17 protein-coding genes are annotated in these 17669 nt (G+C 38.4%); 8 read left to right on the top strand and 9 right to left on the bottom strand.

Annotation, left to right across the window (positions count from 1 at the left end; genetic code table 11):
- Positions 1 to 444 carry a hypothetical protein gene (locus EHQ52_RS03610; RefSeq protein ID WP_100707761.1) on the bottom strand — a complete coding sequence of 148 codons (444 nt, stop codon included), beginning with the start codon at positions 442 to 444 and terminating at the stop codon, positions 1 to 3.
- Between EHQ52_RS03610 and EHQ52_RS03605 the strand changes: the two genes are divergently transcribed.
- Complete coding sequence (locus EHQ52_RS03605) at positions 443 to 982, top strand: hypothetical protein (RefSeq protein WP_135613897.1); 540 nt, start codon at positions 443 to 445, stop codon at positions 980 to 982. The two genes, EHQ52_RS03610 and EHQ52_RS03605, sit on opposite strands and share 2 nt — an antisense overlap.
- Here EHQ52_RS03605 and EHQ52_RS03600 read toward each other — a convergent pair.
- The 4 genes from EHQ52_RS03600 to EHQ52_RS03585 all read right to left on the bottom strand — a co-directional run bounded on the left by EHQ52_RS03600 (position 979) and on the right by EHQ52_RS03585 (position 4916).
- Entirely contained in the window at positions 979 to 1854 is an 876-nt protein-coding gene (locus EHQ52_RS03600) for an alpha/beta hydrolase (protein ID WP_135613896.1), read from the bottom strand. The two genes, EHQ52_RS03605 and EHQ52_RS03600, sit on opposite strands and share 4 nt — an antisense overlap.
- Positions 1820 to 3856, bottom strand: coding sequence for an Lnb N-terminal periplasmic domain-containing protein (locus tag EHQ52_RS03595; RefSeq protein WP_135613895.1), 2037 nt, complete (start codon positions 3854 to 3856; stop codon positions 1820 to 1822). The genes EHQ52_RS03600 and EHQ52_RS03595 overlap by 35 nt, the downstream gene beginning before the upstream one ends.
- Positions 3857 to 3930: 74 nt before the next feature.
- The gene (locus EHQ52_RS03590) at positions 3931 to 4410 is read right to left on the bottom strand and encodes a DUF3015 family protein (protein WP_135613894.1); all 480 of its coding nucleotides are present in this window, start codon (positions 4408 to 4410) and stop codon (positions 3931 to 3933) included.
- An 11-nt stretch (positions 4411 to 4421) separates the two neighbouring features.
- The gene (locus tag EHQ52_RS03585; RefSeq protein WP_135613893.1) at positions 4422 to 4916 is read right to left on the bottom strand and encodes a DUF3015 family protein; all 495 of its coding nucleotides are present in this window, start codon (positions 4914 to 4916) and stop codon (positions 4422 to 4424) included.
- 486 nt (positions 4917 to 5402) lie between these two features.
- Here EHQ52_RS03585 and EHQ52_RS03580 point away from each other — a divergent pair, with 486 nt between their 5' ends.
- Both EHQ52_RS03580 and EHQ52_RS03575 read left to right on the top strand, forming a co-directional pair.
- Positions 5403 to 5729, top strand: a complete 327-nt coding sequence (locus tag EHQ52_RS03580; protein WP_135613892.1) for a TRL domain-containing protein — start codon at positions 5403 to 5405, stop codon at positions 5727 to 5729.
- A gap of 161 nt (positions 5730 to 5890) precedes the next feature.
- On the top strand, positions 5891 to 7027 hold the full coding sequence (locus tag EHQ52_RS03575) for a hypothetical protein (protein ID WP_208653442.1): 1137 nt from the start codon (positions 5891 to 5893) through the stop codon (positions 7025 to 7027).
- 2 nt (positions 7028 to 7029) lie between these two features.
- Here EHQ52_RS03575 and EHQ52_RS03570 read toward each other — a convergent pair whose 3' ends face one another.
- Together EHQ52_RS03570 and EHQ52_RS03565 are read right to left on the bottom strand one after the other, a co-directional pair.
- A complete protein-coding gene (locus EHQ52_RS03570) occupies positions 7030 to 7674 on the bottom strand; it encodes an LIC12231 family lipoprotein (RefSeq protein ID WP_135613891.1) in 645 nt (214 codons plus the stop codon).
- Positions 7675 to 7751: 77 nt separating this feature from the next.
- Positions 7752 to 8933, bottom strand: coding sequence for a tetratricopeptide repeat protein (locus EHQ52_RS03565; RefSeq protein WP_135613890.1), 1182 nt, complete (start codon positions 8931 to 8933; stop codon positions 7752 to 7754).
- A gap of 101 nt (positions 8934 to 9034) precedes the next feature.
- On the opposite strand from EHQ52_RS03565, the gene EHQ52_RS03560 reads away from it, so the two are divergent.
- On the top strand, positions 9035 to 11149 hold the full coding sequence (locus tag EHQ52_RS03560; protein ID WP_086449276.1) for a sodium-translocating pyrophosphatase: 2115 nt from the start codon (positions 9035 to 9037) through the stop codon (positions 11147 to 11149).
- A gap of 202 nt (positions 11150 to 11351) precedes the next feature.
- Here the strand turns inward: EHQ52_RS03560 and EHQ52_RS03555 are convergent, their stop codons facing one another.
- Positions 11352 to 11834 carry a GNAT family N-acetyltransferase gene (locus tag EHQ52_RS03555; RefSeq protein ID WP_167492173.1) on the bottom strand — a complete coding sequence of 161 codons (483 nt, stop codon included), beginning with the start codon at positions 11832 to 11834 and terminating at the stop codon, positions 11352 to 11354.
- Between the two features lie 129 nt (positions 11835 to 11963).
- Between EHQ52_RS03555 and EHQ52_RS03550 the strand changes: the two genes are divergently transcribed.
- Positions 11964 to 12782, top strand: coding sequence for a hypothetical protein (locus tag EHQ52_RS03550; RefSeq protein WP_135613889.1), 819 nt, complete (start codon positions 11964 to 11966; stop codon positions 12780 to 12782).
- On the opposite strand, the gene EHQ52_RS03545 is transcribed toward EHQ52_RS03550, so the two are convergent.
- A complete protein-coding gene (locus tag EHQ52_RS03545; protein ID WP_135613888.1) occupies positions 12783 to 14180 on the bottom strand; it encodes a glycine--tRNA ligase in 1398 nt (465 codons plus the stop codon).
- 114 nt (positions 14181 to 14294) lie between these two features.
- On the opposite strand from EHQ52_RS03545, the gene EHQ52_RS03540 reads away from it, so the two are divergent.
- The 3 genes from EHQ52_RS03540 to EHQ52_RS03530 are packed head-to-tail and all read left to right on the top strand — an operon-like array spanning position 14295 to position 17658.
- Positions 14295 to 15974 carry a TonB C-terminal domain-containing protein gene (locus EHQ52_RS03540; protein WP_135613887.1) on the top strand — a complete coding sequence of 560 codons (1680 nt, stop codon included), beginning with the start codon at positions 14295 to 14297 and terminating at the stop codon, positions 15972 to 15974.
- A complete protein-coding gene (locus tag EHQ52_RS03535) occupies positions 15971 to 16753 on the top strand; it encodes a PrsW family glutamic-type intramembrane protease (RefSeq protein ID WP_135613886.1) in 783 nt (260 codons plus the stop codon). Before EHQ52_RS03540 ends, EHQ52_RS03535 begins: the two co-directional genes overlap by 4 nt.
- A complete protein-coding gene (locus tag EHQ52_RS03530) occupies positions 16750 to 17658 on the top strand; it encodes a 50S ribosomal protein L11 methyltransferase (protein WP_135613885.1) in 909 nt (302 codons plus the stop codon). The genes EHQ52_RS03535 and EHQ52_RS03530 overlap by 4 nt, the downstream gene beginning before the upstream one ends.
- Positions 17659 to 17669: the final 11 nt, after the last annotated feature.

Genomic DNA, 17669 nt, shown 5'->3' with positions numbered 1-17669 from the left:
TTAAGGACGAATGTCTATATTCTCCAGGCCTTGGTTGGTAAATATCTCTTCGTATTTACTGATATAAGGAGCTTCTTTTTCGATCCTTTCTTCTATAGCCATAGAAGCTACGCCAGTTTCTCCATACTCTTGTAGGAAATCTCTTCTGGCCATTCTGTGGATTAACTCATCCCAGAATAATTCATTATCGTAATCAGAGATGATATCGAATATATCTGTTTGGTCTTCGAATTTACGAGTAGGGAAATACACATTGTCGGCGGCATCATAGTCCACGAATTCCTGCTTCCCAAAATCTTTTGCAAAGGAAAGTATGTATTGCTCGAGTTCAGCGTAGGAATTTAATTCCTCGTCACCTTCATTAAAAGCATTGATCATCCAACTGGAGATCGCGATGGATTTTAGTAAGGTTTCGTACTGCTCGGGTGTGAACTCAATTTTCATGCAAAATCCTCGAATTAAGGTCAATTTTAACTGGAGAGCCCAAGGAGCTACCAGATTTTTTCAGGGCTTCGTCTACTTTAGAACCTTCTTACTTTATATTTGTGTCGTTTTAGGGTTCGGATCTTGCGCAAGTCCTCAGAGATTTGACCAACTTAAAAAAGTAAAAGAAGACAAGGCACTTGTGTATGTGCTTCGGCCGCAAAGAGAGGCTCAGTCCTTATTCTCCTTTGTTATAGAATTATATAAATACCCAGGATCTTTCAAAGAAGGGAATCGTACATTATTCCAAAACTTTGGATTGGATTCTGGAGAATATAAAACTCTAGAGTTATCTACCGGAGTTTATGCGCTAAAGTGTAGAGATTTCGAAAAGGTATTTTTTGCGAAAGAAGGTAAGATTACCTTCTTATCGATAGAACTTTATAATACTGGGAACTTCTCCATGCCTGAATTATTTATCCAAGAATCTAAACCAGAAGATGCACTTAGATCTTTATTGGAAGGTAAAAGAATGTATTGGACTTCTTCTGAAAATTAAGGAGTCCAGTGAGAGACTAGCTCATCTAAAAATTTCTGGAAATTTTTTGCGCCCTTTGATCTTCCCATTTCCATCCAATCTAAATGTTTTCCACCTTTGATTTCCCAGAAAATTTTAGGATCTTTTGCTTTTTGGAAAAGTTCCATTCCATTTGGATAAGAAACGATTTGGTCATCTGTTCCATGGACTACTAATAGTTTTACTGGAGAAATTTGATCTACCACTTCTCCAGGACTTAAATGATCTGAGAAGAAGAGCCCAACTAACTGTCCTATCGGAAAGAAAAACAATCTCTCTGCCACTGTCTTCGCAACATGAGAATAATATGCGAAAGTGCCATCTCCGACAACCAAGAGTAATCCTTCTTTGTTTTGCATTTCTCCAACTGCCCTGATTGCAAGCGCGCCACCCATACTTTGTCCGTAAATAATCCAAGGAATTCCAAGTTCTTTTGCTCTATTTTGTTGGAATTTCAGAACTTCTTTAGAATCTTCTAATATAGGTTCCTTCTCCGCTTCTCCCTCGGAATCACCGTAACCTCTATAGTCCCAGATCACTAATTCATAACCCTTTTCTACCAGCCAAACAAGGCTAATATAATGGCTAGACATATTGTCGCCATTTCCATGGAACTGAAGAATACTCGCTTTAGCTTTTACTTTAGAAGGTTTGAAGATCCAAATTTTGATATTTGTTCCATCTTTCATTTTAAGAGAAATTTTTTCGGGCTGAAATCCCATTTTCTCAGGCGGGATGTACATATCCCGAGTCGGATAGAATAACATGGAAGAGCAGTTCCCCAATAAGAAGAAAAGAAGAATGGAATATAATATATATTTAAAATTGATACACATAGGAGAAGCTGGCTTCATTATAATTCCTTTGGGCTTTCGCCTCTAATCTTAATTCATGATTGGCGTGGATCGCATAACGAAATCCTAATTGCGCCTTGTAATCATCCGGGACTCCGTAAATGGAAAAAGTATAATAATGCAAAGATAATACTGCTTTAAAAGAATCAAAATTAGCGATCCAATAAGCTGCAATTTGAGGAGCTACAATCGCATTCGTATCGTATTTACCATTATATCTTACTTTTGCTCCAGCCTGAGCAGAGAATAAAAAACGTTTAGGGCCTTCTGAAAACTGGTCCTGAAAACTATAACCAAATGTGGTTTCTATATTTGCATTCGTAACTCTTTCGTATTTTTCAGATTTAGAAACATCATCCAGTCTATAGAGAGTATAAGAAAGATCTTGCGGGCGAAGTAATGCCTGCCATTCCAGATTTTGTCTATCTTCTTTGTTTCCTTTCTTTTCATATACGGAAGAATCTGTCCCTGAATCCACAAAATAAGAAACAGAACGACCGAGCGAATTATAAGGAGTTAAAGAAAGAAGTCTGATCAGATGAAATTCTTCTAGATGAAGTTTTTTAGAATCCTTGTAATACCTTGCCTTAAAAGAAAAATAATCCACAGAAGAATTTGGAATATAACCTTGATCAGTATTCAAAAGGTCATGAACTGCTGCTCTATAGCCGAAACCTATAAAATTTCCTAAGCTGGAAGTCCCAACCTCATTATACAATGCAGAACTTCCATGACCCACATGAGGACTTTGAGTGATGGTAGAATATCCTGAATCTTCATAATCAGTTGGAAGTTTACTTCTGAACAAAAGTAATTGTTTATAAGTTTGGTCCCATTCCTTAGGAGAATCTCCTTCTGCTTTTTTATAACGAAAAGAATCTAAGATCGTATCCGAAAGAAAAGAAGTCCTGATCTTAGGGTCAGGCTCCTTATTTGTCAAAAGAGATATATTTCCGTCATTCATTACGCTTTCATAAAGATCTTTTTCATCATCATTCATCTTTCTGAGTTTTTGGATAATTTTGCTATGTAGAGAAGGTCTATATTTGATATCTTTTACAAGACCTGCTTGCTCAATATACTTTTTAACAGTATCACCGGGGATTACGAAAGGAGCCTTGTCTCTAAGATAAAGACTTGGTCTTGCTACTTCTATCAAAGAAAATAAATGATAAGAACAATTCTCGTCTAAAAAATAATAATCGAATGTGGCAGCTCCCAATTCCCAGAGATGCCTTGTCATTCTTCTAACTTCTTCCTCTTTTAGATCTAACTCGTATTCCCAAAGATCTCTGCTTTCTATATCATTATATTCTGCAATTTTAACATAATAAGGGAATAAGGAGAAGGTCCCTGGATATCCGCCAAATAAACCAAAAATAGAATACACGATCGCATTTGTAGATTCAGGATCTGCGTTTGCTGCATAATTCACAGAATATTCTAAAATTTCTTTTCTATTTTGATCACCTGAATCCAATTTTAAAAGAGTATGACCAAAGATAGAAGCTGGAGCATTCATATAATAAGAAGCGAATATGATTTTTGCACCTTTTGGGTTAAGAGTTGAGAACCATTTTTCGAATCTAGTACAATCAACCTTTGCAAAATCTGAATCAGGTATAGAAAGTTTTTCTTGGATCCATCTTTTTCTTTCCGGGAATTTACATGCTGGATGCATCCAATTTTCTTCTCCTGGAAGAGCGGACGATTCTGTCATAAATGCTTCGATCGCAGAGAGAAGTTCTTCTTCAGGATTTTTTCTTCCTTCTTTTGAAAGAAAAAAAGAAGGGGAGTCCGCCTCGCTTATCCAGTTCCCGAATGTGGTTTTAGTATAATGTAATAGAAGTATCCAGTATCTATCTTCCCAAAGTTTTTTGGTCTCTGCCAATTTTTGGTATTCTAGGATCTTTTCGGTGCCCTTTGCATGTGAAGAGCTGAAAATCCCGGAGATAGAGAATAGAATGAATATTATAAAAAGAGAATAGGACTTGAATGGCACTTAAAGTTTTAGATTGAACAAATATTCCCTTCTCCATTTGGAGAAGGGAAATAGGCCTTATTTAAAAGGTGTGATCAGATTTTGCAACTTCCGACTAAAGCAGAGTTGTTTGCTACTTCGAATCTCATTTTTTCCAAAAAGGAATCCGGAGTGTTTTGGTCGAAAAGTGCGGAGAATTTTTCTTTTCCTACTTTTCCGAAAGTTCCCATATCGGAACAACCCATTAAAGAAGCGAATGCTTCCATTTTTTCACCAGAACCTTTTGCAAATTCTTGCTCCAAAGATTGGAAGTTCATGTGAACAAAGATCTGTTGTTCAGCTTGTTTTTGAGAAAAACCGCTGGTCTCACATCCCAAAGTTCCTGTAGAAATTCCGAAAGTCTGGTTTCCAACAGTTCCGTTTACGGTAGCCGCGATCACTTGGTGAATTTTTTTATTCTCAGTGATTACGATAGAACCTAAACCACAACCTGCAGCGCCATGTTTAGCGGAAGCTACGTAAAGTGGAGAAGCTACTAAAGCGAGAAATAGAGATACTGCTAATATTCTTTTCATGAGTTATCTCCTTAAATTTTGCAGCTCTTAGAGAGCACTGCGTCTTTTCTGATCCCGTCTTTTACCGCGCTAAGTAAAGAAGAAGGAGTTGTTTCTTGGGTATACAATACGTCGAAATTAGACTTAGTGTATTCTCCCAATTGTGCAGTTCCGTTAGTGGAACAGCCAAGAAGTCCTGAAAGTGCTTCTAATTTTTCTCCTTTTCCTTGTGCCATTTCAGCTTCCAAAGAATTGAAGTTAAGGGAAACAAATACTTCTTGTACTTTTTCTTTTTGGACCAATCCATCAGTAGCACATCCCAAAGTTCCAGTAGTGATACCGAAAGTTTGGCTACCAGATGTACCGTTTGTAGTAGCCGCTAAAATTTGGTGACCACCTTTGTTTTCTTTAAAAACCAGAGACCCGAATCCGCAACCTGCTACACCGTAGTCTGCGGCAGAGACTGAAATTCCCGAGGACAAGCAGAGTAATCCGACTAATCCTAGCGATAGAAGTTCTTTTTTCATAAATGAACCTCTCCTTCCTTTTTTAATCGGAAAATATAAAATTCCTAAGAAAAGAAGATGTCAACCAGAATTAAAGAAAACATAACATTCGCCTTCGTGATAACGGAAAAGTTCTCTCCTTTGGAAAGAATTTTTTGCTATGAGGTTTGTTTGCTCGCAAAATCGCGGATAATCGGAAAATTTTTTTCTAACTTCCGTCCGCATTTGCAGATAGTTCGAATAAAACTTTTAAATATGATTTTTGTCTCCTATTCGAAATACTGTATTTGTAGTTTTTTTGTTATTTTTCTTTTTTTAAATCTTGACTCGAATCTTTTCAAAAAGATGATCCTCTCTTGAGTTTTTACCTTCTTAAAACTTTTCAAAGAAGGTAAGATGTTTCCTTTTTATGCTTTTACTTCTTCCCGAAAAATTTTCGGATCCAAATCATCACGCAAAACTAAGCGAAAATAAACAAAAAGTAATATAGTCACGGAGATAGATTCGATGAGAAAAATCATGTTATTGGCTACAGCGTTAGTATTGGTTTCTTTAACCAATTGTATACCTTTCGTTTACGGATCATTATACACTAACGTAACCGACAACGCGACCATCTTCAACAGAGACAACTCTCAAAAAGACGGAATCGGTGAAAAATCAGGAGAAGCTTGTGCATCTTCTATTTTAAGCCTGATCGCAACAGGAGACGCAGGTATTAAAGCTGCTGCTAAAAAAGGCGGGATCAAAGTGGTTAAGTCCATTGATTTCAACAGATCTAACGTTCTTGGATCCGTTTACGTTTCCAACTGTACGATAGCTTACGGAGATTAATTATCTCCTAGTTCGTTTATAACGAACAAAACTATCGGTGTTTCCGATTTGATCATCTTCTGATCTTTTTTGGAAACGGTTTTTAAGGGTCGTGTAAATTTTAATTTTGCACGACCTTTTTTCTATTTCCTTAATTTTCTCCTCTCGTATTTCCTTCTTAGATGAAACCCAAAAATATGCTACGCTGGTGTTCTAATATATCCTTATTATTTTTTATATTTCTTTTTTCTAACTTTTGTAGTGGAAGAGCAGATGGGGACCTGAAGGTTTCTGATACAACTCCTGAAATGAAAAAAGTTTCCTGTGATACTCCTGCATATAGAGTTAAAAATCTTTGCGAGGATGAGAAGGCTTACTTGGATTGGGCTTCTAAATCTTATCCTGAATTAAACTCATTAGATAAATTAACGGAAGAAAATCTTTTAAAAGTTTCAGAAGAGACTGAGGATATAGATAAGGGTGCCGCAATTTTTTATCATAGGATTATCAATGATCCAAAGAATAAAAAGTTTCTTGAATATTTGGATAAGAAGGAGCAGGAATTTTCTAAAAAACGTCCTGACTTTTCTTCCAAAAAGATCGTACTTGCAATGGTCCCTGGAATGTTCTATGCGGATAATCCAAGTGTAGGAGCGGATGGAGCTTCTATTCGTAAGATGGTGGCTTCTGTAGGGATCCGTTCCGATCTAATTCCTATAGGCCAAGTTGGCGATGTGCGTGAAAATGCAAAGATTATCTGCGAATACTTAGAGGTTTCGAATCCAGAAGAAACAGTTATAGTCGCTTCTCCTAGTAAGGGTTCTTCCGATTTTAGGATGGCAATCGAAAGATGTGGAAATGAGTCTTATTTTAAAAAAGTCAAGGGCTGGTATAGTATAGGTGGGATCTTAAAAGGTTCCAGAATGATAGAAGGGATCCTGAACGATTTTTGGACCAAACTAGAAGTAAGGAGTTATTTTTTCTTCAAAGGATATGACTGGGATGGGTTTTTATCTATCCGAAAGGGAGAAGATGCTCCTTTAGATAGAGATTGGAAACTTCCCAATGGGATCAAGATGATCAATTTAGTGGGGGTTCCTCTTTTTCGTCATGTTACGGAAAGGGCGCGTCCATATTATAATTTCTTAATGAATTACGGTCCGAACGACGGAATCATTCTTTTATCAGATTCTATTCATCCTGGGAGCCTGGTATATCCTTCTTTTCGAAATGATCACTATTTTACAAGGCCTATGCCTCCTGAAAGGATACTTGCTATGATAGAATATCTTTTGGACCCTAAGGCACCTGCACCTTAATATTATAGTTTAGAAGAATATAGATCAGACTCGAATTGGTCTATCACTGCTTGGTATGCTTCTGCTTCTGTAGGATACATGTAATTTAACCAAAGAACTGGCAGTGTGAGTATCCAAACGAATACTTTTCTAGTAATCTCATATTCGAAGGTTTTTAAAACAGAATTATCTTTATATACGGTAAATGTAATATTTGCACCGTCTTTTCCGCTATAAGAAGGTAAGATCGTGAAACTGGCATAGGATAGATACAAAAAGATCATCGCAGTCAAGGAAGGATCTTTTTGAGAAGACTTCATATCAATATAATATCCTTTTTCAGGAGGATAATTTTCTATTTCTTTCCAACCTTTTTCGGCGAGGGCACGTCTTACATCAGATTCAGATCTACTTAAACCTGGAAATCTGCTGATCAAAAAATGGATACGATCTTTCTCTTTTTGTGGAGAGCGATCTAATTCTAATTCTTTCCAGCCTCTTTTTAGAAATTCTTTTCTTCTTTCGTGAGGATTCCAATCTTTAGGATCTTCTATACTGAAATAGATCATTCCATTATTAGGTTTTTCCTTCTTAGGAAAGTCTGTGTAGCTAATGATACAATTTGATAAAAAAAGAAGGATCGTTTGGATGAATATAAATTCTCTCATGTAAGTTATGTGTCTTTCTCAGTACGAAAATAATTGAAAATGTACTGGTTGGAGAGGCAAGGATTTTATTCCAAAACTTATTCCGTTTCTGCGAGAGAATAACCTGTTTCTAAATAGAATTGAAAAGTTTTGTCTAAACTATAAGGCCCTGCATATCTGGAAAGGTCCTTCTCCAGTTCTAAAACTTTTAGATTTTTATACATGTCCTTCCATTCTTTGGAGATGATAAGAGCAGATTCTTCTGGTTCTGTTTCTGCTACAGATCTGAGTGCAAATGCCAATACCTCCCAACTGTAAGAAGAATGTTTGAGTAGTACGTTCCATTCTTCTACGCTTGGACTTTTTTTTGTGCGAATAATCTCTTCTAAAAGTTCTGTTCCTAAAACTCCAGAGTCGGATCCAATTTGTATATAATATCTTCTTAAAGGAAGAAGGTAATCTTTATCTGGAAAAAGATTTTTTCTGAGAGAAAGTAAAAGTCCTCTTCTCGCTAGGCTTGCGGATTCCACAAATCGTCTCTGGTCCAAATATTCCATACTTAAGATATGATGAAAGATTGGTTCTTCCCTAAAGATATTTGCTCTTTGTAGTAATCCTTCTTCATATAAATTAGGATCTTTGGATTTATAAGATAAGATACAAAGTCTATGTAGATTTTTATTTCTGGGAAAGAAGGGGAGGAATCTTTTACATCTTGCGATGGAATCTTCTATTTTTCCTGATTTTTGGAAACCTGAGATCTCATCTAATAGAGCTTGTTCTTCCGCTAAGTATGGATTGGAAGATTCCAATTCTTTTAAAGTAGCTTTATAATATTCAATATCTCCGATCCGAGAAGACCAAAGTAATGCCTTGTATCTGAGATTTCTATTCTCTGGATCTCTGGATAAAATTACCCGAGCGGTGTTAAGTGCCTTATCTGGAAATCTGAGTGAATCATACAAATCCGTCATTTCTTCCAATAATTTGGTTTGGTCCGGATTTAATCGAAGGCTTGTTTCGTAAGATTTAAGGGCTTCTAATTCTTCTCCCTTTCCTTTTTGGGATTTTCCTAAAATCCAATAATAACGGAAGTCTCTGGGCTCTCCTGTTTCGTCAGCGATCTGTAATTTTTCTAACGCTTGTTGGTATCTGCCTCGTAAAGCTTCTTCCGCTGCCTGCTGGATCAGCTCTTCCCAAGAAAAGGTTGAACTCAAGGCCAGGACCGATTTTATAGTGCAAATAACTAAAAAGAACCAAATGGAAAGTGTACGTCTCATCAGTGGTAGCCCTCTTCGGTCTTCTCCTTAGCTTTGGCACACACAGGTCCCATCTTTTTAATCCATCGGAAATTTTAAAAAAAAACAAGAGGTTTCCCTGAATGAATTCGGTAACCATTATTCTGGCTTTTGCCGTCCTGGCTATTTTGACCGCCGTAGTTTACGCATTAAAGGTCACCAGGATCCAAATCGGAACTGAGGGCGGAAAAGACCAAGAATCCAAGAAATTAATCGAAATTTCTTCCGCAATCTCCGAAGGAGCTATGGCTTTTCTCATAAGAGAATACAAGACCATTTCTCTTTTTATCGCCTTTATGGCAGTTCTGATCTTCTTCCTTTTGGACAATCCGGAAACTCCGGATTTTAACGACGGGTTGTTTACTGCGATCGCTTTCGTATCAGGAGCGCTTATCTCCTGCCTTTCGGGTTTTATCGGAATGAAGATTGCGACCATCGGAAACGTTCGTACTGCTCAAGCAGCTAAAACTTCCATGACCAAGGCTTTCAGAGTCGCTTTTGATTCTGGCGCGGTTATGGGATTTGGTCTGGTTGGTCTTGCTGTTTCCGGTATGATCGGGCTTTTCCAACTTTATACTCATTTATTCCAAAACGTAGGAACTCTTTTCCTAATGGAAGCTCTGGCTGGTTTCGGTCTGGGTGGTTCTGCTGTGGCTCTTTTCGGAAGAGTGGGCGGCGGGATTTACACCAAAGCTGCTGATGTTGGTGCTGACTTAGTAGGTAAAGTAGAGAAAGGAATTCCTGAGGATGATCCTAGAAATCCTGCGACTATTGCTGATAACGTGGGAGATAACGTAGGTGACGTTGCTGGTATGGGTGCTGACCTTTTCGGTTCCTGTGCTGAGGCAACTTGTGCTGCTCTTGTGATCGGCGCAACTGCAACTGCTCTTTCTGGAAATACTGACGCTCTTTTATATCCACTTTTGATCTCCGCTTTCGGGATCCCTGCTTCTCTTTTAACTTCCTTCATCGCTTCTGTGAAAGAAGGAGGAAATGTGGAGAAGGTCCTAAAGATCCAACTTTGGGTTTCTACTCTGATCGTTGGTGCGATCATGTATTTTGTAACTGATAAATACATGGTGGATTCTTTCGAGATCGCTGGAAAAACAATTGGTAAATGGAATGTTTACATCTCATTGATCGTTGGTTTGTTCTCTGGAATGTTCATCGGTTTGATCACTGAGTATTATACTTCTCATTCTTATAAGCCTGTAAGAGAAGTTGTAGACGCTTCTAAAACTGGGGCTGCTACAAACATTATTTACGGACTCGCATTAGGTTACCAGAGTTCTGTGGTTCCTGTGATCCTTCTTGTTATCACAATCGTTACTGCTAATATTTTGGCGGGAATGTATGGGATCGCAATTGCTGCTCTTGGAATGATCTCCACTATCGCAATCGGTCTAACTATCGACGCTTACGGTCCGGTTTCGGATAACGCGGGTGGTATCGCTGAGATGGCAGAACTCGGAAAAGAAGTTCGTAATCGTACAGATACCTTGGATGCTGCTGGTAACACTACTGCTGCAATCGGAAAAGGATTTGCGATTGGTTCTGCTGCTTTAACTTCCTTGGCATTATTTGCTGCATTCATCACAAGAACCAAGACTACTGGTCTGGACATCTTAGATGCAGAAGTTTTTGGCGGATTACTTTTCGGAGCTATGCTTCCATTCGTTTTCACTGCAATGACTATGAAATCAGTAGGTAAAGCTGCTGTAGACATGGTAGAAGAAGTTAGAAAACAATTCCGTGAGATTCCTGGGATCATGGAAGGAAAAGCAAAACCTGATTACAAAAGATGCGTGGATATTTCCACCACTGCAGCTTTAAGAGAAATGATCCTTCCGGGACTTTTAGTTCTTTTAACTCCGATCGTAGTAGGTTACTTATTCGGAATTAAATCTTTATCTGGTGTTTTAGCTGGAGCATTGGTAGCGGGTGTGGTTCTTGCAATCTCTTCTGCAAACTCAGGTGGTGGTTGGGACAACGCTAAAAAATATATCGAAAAAGCTGCTGGTGGAAAAGGTTCTGACCAACACAAAGCTGCAGTTGTAGGAGATACCGTAGGAGATCCTTTAAAAGATACTTCCGGTCCTTCTATCAATATTTTGATTAAATTGATGGCGATTACAAGCTTAGTATTTGCTGAATTCTTCGTTCAACACGGCGGATTACTTCTTCGCTTGTTCCAATAAGAATTTTCTAAAATTCTAATAGTAAAAAAGGGATCCGAAAGGGTCCCTTTTTTGTTTTATGTTGGAATTCCAACATAGATTTGAATAGGAAGAGGATGTTGACAGAGGACGGATTTTGTGATATAGAGGAGGCGCGCTCCCACGAGCCACTCCCCCCAAACCCAATGCAGGGTGGGGGCGATCTTTGCCGATGTAGGAGTTCCTACACAGACTTTCTAAATCTCACATAGAACGGATCAAATCCCATCTTCTTCCAGAATTCTACCGCACCTTCGTTTTCAGAAATTGCTCTTAATTCTACAGCTAAGATACCTTTTTCTTTTGCATACCGAAACGTTTCATCCACAAGTGGTTTCATATAACCTGACTTTCTTTTACCTTGTTTAGTAATGGCCAGGTCTATGAATAAGTTTTTCTCCTCGATGAGATATGGTTTTTCTTCCACTCTTGCGATTAAGAGTGAAACAAGTTCTTCTCCGATGAAGCCACCTATAAATAATACTTTGTCTGTGGCTCTGAGTTTTAAGTAGATATCCACCATTTTGGCAGCGGCTCTAGGACGGATCTTGAATATTCCATCTAATGGGAGTTTATTCACCATTCTAAAAAATTGATTTACCAATTCAATCGCGGCCTCCCTATTTTGGGGGAGGACAGGTTTTATCTCCAAAAGTTTCTCAGACATTAAAATAAAACTTTGCAAATGACCAGAGTTTGTGGAGTATTTTTTATCTTGGAGAAGAGAAGTTTCTCTTCTTTTTGCAAATATATAAAAAAAAGAAACGATTCTGGTTGTTATCAATACGAAGGCAAAATGATCTTTCGAGCACTTTTAATTCTATCCTTCTTCTTATTTATCAAATGTGAAAACGGTAAATCTGAACTACCGCCTGCAGTTTTGGGATATATTACTTTAGATTATCTAGTTCTTACGGATCCAGATCGTTCTTCCGTTTATTTTTCTACAGTAAGATCTCTTGATTTGGAGATTGGGTATGAAACAGATGCAGAACCTTTTACAGGAAATTATACAATTGGTGGTTCCAGTGTTTGGAGTGTAACTGATAGTAATTTACAGGATGTTTTTGCGGACAGAGGCTACTCTGTAGCTGTCACTGTGCCTACTGATCTTTCGGAGATGAATCAGATCCCGAACCAAAATAGATCAACTTGGAGTGTGAACCAACTTTTGGATCTGGTACCTAGATACCGAAAGAAGTCTTCTGATTTTCAATCTACTAGTTTCTTTATTATGTTTGTAAGAGGGGCGCTTGCGGATGCACCAGGTGTAATCGCAGTTACAATTTCAGGAGCTTTAGGAATTGGCCCTCCAGTAATCTTTGTATTCAAGGATATGATAGATCAATTTAACTCTGGCATTTCTGTAGATAAAGCGGAGAAGGCTGAGCAAATGACAGTGACACATGAGCTTGGACATGCACTCGGCCTTGTGAACGCAGGGATCCCATTATATTCTTCTCACCAAGACAAAGAACATGGAAATCATTGTACGAATGAAACTTGCGGAATGTTCTGGGCCTTAAGCGACACCAAGGTCGAAACTTTCAGCCCATCTAGTCCTTTAATTCTCGGACAGGAATGTAGAGACGATATTCGAAACTACAATCCTTGATTAAAGAATCTTATTCGCAAAGTACGACTTCAAAGAATCGATAGAGATTCTTTCTTGGGACATACTATCTCTTTCTCTTACCGTAACAGATTTATCTGTTAAAGAATCATAATCTACTGTAATACAATAAGGAGTTCCGATCTCGTCCTGTCTGCGGTATCTTTTTCCGATAGCGCCGCCTTCGTCGTATTCTAAATTACCTAAAGAAGATAGATTTGCATAAATTGATTTTGCAAGTTCAGGAAGTCCGTCTTTTTTCATTAGGGGAAAGATCCCGATCTTAACAGGAGCTACCTGAGGAGCAAAACGAAGAACTGTTCTTGTTTCTCCATCCGCCAGTTTTTCTTCTGCGTAAGCGTCCGAAACAACGGCTAAGAATAATCTATTTAAGCCGAGTGCAGGTTCTACCACATAAGGCACATACTTTTTATTGGCAGCCTGGTCTTGGTATTTCAGATCTTCTCCGGAGAATTTTTCATGTTGAGAAAGATCATAATCAGTTCTGGAAGCGATACCCCAAAGTTCTCCCCATCCGAATCCATATTTGTATTCGATATCTGAAGTGGCTTCGCTATAAAAAGAAAGTTCTTCCTTGTCATGCTCTCTGATCTTTAGATTTTCTTTTTTTAATCCAAGATGGTCTGTTAAGAACTTAACACAATAATCCACCCAATGAGAGAACCATTCTTTTTGAGTTCCTGGTTCGCAGAAAAATTCCATCTCCATCTGTTCGAATTCTCTGGTGCGGAATACGAACTGTCTCGCCATGATCTCATTACGGAATGATTTACCGATTTGAGCTATCCCAAATGGGATCTTGTTCCTGGTTGTAGAGATAACGTTCTTAAAATTGATAAAAATACCTTGGGCTGTTTCCGGACGAAGATAAATATCTTGTGAATCTTCTGCGGAAGCTCCATGAGAAGTTTTGAACATTAAGTTGAAGTCTCTTGCTTCAGTGAATGTTCCTCTATTACCACAATTTGGGCAGGCAAAGTTTCCTGCTTTGATGACCTCGTTCATTTTTTCAAGGTTCAGTCCTGTTGCGGCTCCTTCTCCTTTTTGATCTTCCAAAAATTTGTCCGCTCTGATACGAGTTTTACAATTTTTGCAATCGATGAGTGGATCGGTAAAATTAGAAACATGTCCGGATGCCTCCCATACTTTTGGATTGAGAAGGATAGAAGAATCGAGTCCGACAACGTCTTCTCTCAAGTGGACAAAATGTTTCCACCAGAGTCTTTTTAAATTATGGAGAAGTTCGGCTCCGTAAGGGCCGTAGTCGAAGGTATTGGAAAGTCCTCCGTAAATTTCGGATCCGGGATAAACAAATCCTCTTCTTTTACAAACGGATACAATATCCTTGAGAGAGGAATCTAGGGTTTCTTTTTTCTCCATAGGTCCAAGGATTCTCGAATGGGATTCGTGATAAAGTATTAAATTCGTAGGAATTCCTTCAATTCTTGTTTGCTTCCGGAACAAGCCAGGGTCCAATGGACAAGGATATTCGGAATGAAAAAGGAAATTTCGCAGAAGGAAAAACTAGTCTTTTGGGGGATCAATTTTCTCTCTTGGACCTCTCCCATTTCTATGATTGGGTTCGGGGTTTTTTTTCCTCTGGGAGTCATCTTCCTATTTCCGAAAGAGCCTAGGGTCCTTAGGCCAGCATTTCATTCCGTATTTTTACAAGTAATCCTCGGACTATTCTTATTCTCTTTAGAAATTCTATTTTTAATTTTTCCAAAAGCAGAAGAGGTATTTTCAGCATTCGTTCTGCTCAGTTCTGAAGATCCGAGTACGTTTGGTTTCCTTGTTTTAACTCTGATGTTCTTATTAGGCCTCACGTTATTTTTTCTGCAGGCAAGACATATTCGGAAAGAATTAAAACCGAATGATGCGAGACCTCTTATTCTAAATCCGGTCTTGATCTTTCTAACAGTATTCTGTTTAATTCTGTTTACTCATTATTTAACTTATTCTGATATCTTCCGGGCGAAGATGGCGACATTCGCCGTATTCTCAGAAAGTGTTTGGATTTTCTTTTTTACTGCGATCGGACTTGCAGAACTTCTATCAGGCAAAAGACCTTTCTTCTTATTCCGTAAACCTTGGGCATGGTTTGTAAGGCAGACTAGAGATTCATTTGCGGAGGAAGAAGGGGATTCACCTGCTTCTGCCAGAAAACGTAGGAATGCAAAAGTAAGAGATGTGATCTTAGCTGGTTGGGGTCATATCTATACAGGACGTTTATGGAGAGGATTTCCTATCCTGTTTGTATACCTTCTTGGATTATTATTATTTGCTACGTTCTTCTTTTCTTGGTGGGAACCTGCATTGGGGATCCGCTTTCTTGCAAGTTTAGGTTTAAAACCTGGGCTTTCTGATAAAAAGTTTTTTGAAGTAGCTTCCTCCTTTTGGATTTGGTCTGCGATCTTAACTGTATTAATTTCTATTAATGTTTTTTCTGGTTGGTTGCTTCGAAGGACTTTCCATTCTAAAACACCACTGTTGGGTCTAAGTCCAGGTTTCGAAAACAATCTGGGATTGAGCGTTCTTGTTCACTTGATAGTGCTCTGTTTAATTTTACTTATGCCTACTACTATTGCTTTCCAAAAAGAAAGTAAATCTCGTCCTACAGATCATTTTACTCCTGAGAATCAGGCTGAATTTTATTTTATAGATCCAAATCTTCCTGATGAAGTGAAAGGATTGAATGGTGGAGTAATCACTGGAACGGATACTCCGAATAATACCCAAGGTGAAAAAATCCCGGAAGAGAAAGTTTCTGATGAGGGAAGAGTAAAAGGAGAAGTTAAGAGGATCAAAGGAAAAAAACTTCCTCCTACTTATTCCAATTATATCTCCGCAAAAATGAGAACTTTTGAATCCTTTATGGATTATTGGAGAAGTGCTCCTCGAAATTATTCATGCGTTGTAGCTTATACGATTACTCCGGATGGAGACGTTGTGGATGTGGAACTTGTACAAAACTCTTCATATCCAGAACAAGACCAAAGAACTTTGGAACTGATTGAAAATTTATCTCCTATGATGCCTCCTCCTGGAACCAAAGGTTATATCCGAGTCACTGAACTTTTCTGGAATGGACCACTGGATGCTAAGGCAATGCCAACACCTTTACAACAAGAATTGGTGAATATGTTTGATGGCCGTTATATGGAGGAATTATGAGTTTGGAAGTAATTCTTCTTGCAGTCGCAAGTATTTTTCCTTGGGGATTTTATCTCATCTACACCCAACCAAATACTGGCAGGGAAAAACGTTTCTTTTTTATAATATTCTTCGCATTAGTTTTAGGCTGGATCTCCACTGAGTTAGTACTTAGAGCAAGTGCTTTGCTTTGGCCTGAAACAGAGATCAATGCAAAGGTAGCGAAATCAATTCTATCTCAAACAGCATTTCTTGCATTTGTAAAAGCAGGAATGATGGAAGAATTGTGTAAATCTATTCTGATCGTTTTATTATCTCTTACATTGGCCTATGATTGGAAGAAGAAAGAATTTCTTCCGGAAACATTTTTAGTAGGTGGATTCGTAGCCTTAGGTTTTGCCGGAATAGAAAATTATCATTATATTCTAACTGCAAAAGAAGATGATAGGATCCATACTTTTATTTTAAGAACATTAAAATCTTCGAATGCACATTTACTCATTAATTTATGTTTTGCACTTTGTCTGATCAAAAGTAATCAAAAACGATTTCCGGAAAAGTATTGGTATATTCTTTCCGGGTTCTTGCTCGCCGTAGTTCAGCATGGACTATTCGACTTTTTTGTGATCCCAGTCGGAAGATTTGGGCATTGGGCAGCGACTGCACTCTTCGTAGGGATCTGGGTTTGGATCGTGAAAGACAGAAGAGTGTATTTGAAAGAAGAAAAAATCTATAAAATACATAAAGAAAACCCCCGCGAGGAAGAATATTCCCAATCGGTTCCAGAGATAATCCGTTGAAATACAAAGAGATCAGAGTTTCCATTCCGAAAGATTTTGCGGAAGAATTTTCCGCATACTTGGACGAATGGCAGGTGGCAGGATATTACGAGATCCTATTTGATAGAGAAGAACCCAGAAAACCTGGAGAAGAGATCATCTCAGACAATACTCCAATCAGGGTGTATCTTGCAGAGGATGATGTTCAATCCGAAGCAAAAATTTGGATCTATCTGCGAACAGTAGCGCCAGAAGATTCTTTCGCAGAATCCAGATGGATAGAAACAAAAGAATACGAAGAAGCTTATAAAGAATTTTATAAACCGTTTTCAGTCGGAGTTTTCTGGGTGGTACCTACCTGGGAAAAAGAAGATTGGGAAAAAAACAAAAAGTCTGAACAAAAAGATTCACTCCCAGTGTATATCAACCCTGGACTTGCATTTGGAACAGGACATCATGAAACCACTCGTTTGGTTTTATCCAGACTTGGCTCAATTGATCTGAAAGGGAAGAAGGTTGCAGATATTGGCGCTGGTTCAGGCATCTTATCTGTCGCAGCAGCAAAATTAGACGCATCTAAAATTATCGCAGTGGATATCGATCCGAATGCAGTTCGCTCTTCTACTTTTAATAGAGATGAAAACGGGATATCGGATCAGGTTTTAGTAGTAGAAGAGGGTGGATTCGATCATCCACAAGTATCTTCCGAAAAATTTGATCTATGCGTTGCTAATATCACATTCGCAGTCTTAAAGGCGAATATGGAAAAGATCGCAGGACTTCATACGGATCATTTTCTTTTCAGCGGTGTGATCACCGAACGAAAAGAAGAATTTCTGGAACTTCTATCTTCCCAAGTCAGGGGTAAACTTGTATATGAGACCTCCTGGAATGGCTGGGAATTGATAGAATGGACCAGAAAGTAATATAACGTTTT

The organism is Leptospira koniambonensis (genome assembly GCF_004769555.1).
Lineage (GTDB): Bacteria > Spirochaetota > Leptospiria > Leptospirales > Leptospiraceae > Leptospira_B > Leptospira_B koniambonensis.
This window is presented reverse-complemented; position numbering and strand designations above follow the sequence as displayed.

Excerpts from the sequence above, each read along its gene's own strand:
- EHQ52_RS03565 (WP_135613890.1), bottom strand. The coding sequence starts at position 8,933 with ATGAGACGTACACTTTCCATTTGGTTCTTTTTAGTTATTTGCACTATA.
- EHQ52_RS03580 (WP_135613892.1), top strand. The coding sequence starts at position 5,403 with ATGAGAAAAATCATGTTATTGGCTACAGCGTTAGTATTGGTTTCTTTA.
- EHQ52_RS03610 (WP_100707761.1), bottom strand. The coding sequence starts at position 444 with ATGAAAATTGAGTTCACACCCGAGCAGTACGAAACCTTACTAAAATCC.
- EHQ52_RS03605 (WP_135613897.1), top strand. The coding sequence starts at position 443 with ATGCAAAATCCTCGAATTAAGGTCAATTTTAACTGGAGAGCCCAAGGA.
- EHQ52_RS03555 (WP_167492173.1), bottom strand. The coding sequence starts at position 11,834 with ATGTCTGAGAAACTTTTGGAGATAAAACCTGTCCTCCCCCAAAATAGG.
- EHQ52_RS03590 (WP_135613894.1), bottom strand. The coding sequence starts at position 4,410 with ATGAAAAGAATATTAGCAGTATCTCTATTTCTCGCTTTAGTAGCTTCT.
- EHQ52_RS03570 (WP_135613891.1), bottom strand. The coding sequence starts at position 7,674 with ATGAGAGAATTTATATTCATCCAAACGATCCTTCTTTTTTTATCAAAT.
- EHQ52_RS03540 (WP_135613887.1), top strand. The coding sequence starts at position 14,295 with ATGAAAAAGGAAATTTCGCAGAAGGAAAAACTAGTCTTTTGGGGGATC.
- EHQ52_RS03600 (WP_135613896.1), bottom strand. The coding sequence starts at position 1,854 with ATGAAGCCAGCTTCTCCTATGTGTATCAATTTTAAATATATATTATAT.
- EHQ52_RS03560 (WP_086449276.1), top strand. The coding sequence starts at position 9,035 with ATGAATTCGGTAACCATTATTCTGGCTTTTGCCGTCCTGGCTATTTTG.
- EHQ52_RS03545 (WP_135613888.1), bottom strand. The coding sequence starts at position 14,180 with ATGGAGAAAAAAGAAACCCTAGATTCCTCTCTCAAGGATATTGTATCC.
- EHQ52_RS03575 (WP_208653442.1), top strand. The coding sequence starts at position 5,891 with ATGAAACCCAAAAATATGCTACGCTGGTGTTCTAATATATCCTTATTA.
- EHQ52_RS03535 (WP_135613886.1), top strand. The coding sequence starts at position 15,971 with ATGAGTTTGGAAGTAATTCTTCTTGCAGTCGCAAGTATTTTTCCTTGG.
- EHQ52_RS03550 (WP_135613889.1), top strand. The coding sequence starts at position 11,964 with ATGATCTTTCGAGCACTTTTAATTCTATCCTTCTTCTTATTTATCAAA.
- EHQ52_RS03585 (WP_135613893.1), bottom strand. The coding sequence starts at position 4,916 with ATGAAAAAAGAACTTCTATCGCTAGGATTAGTCGGATTACTCTGCTTG.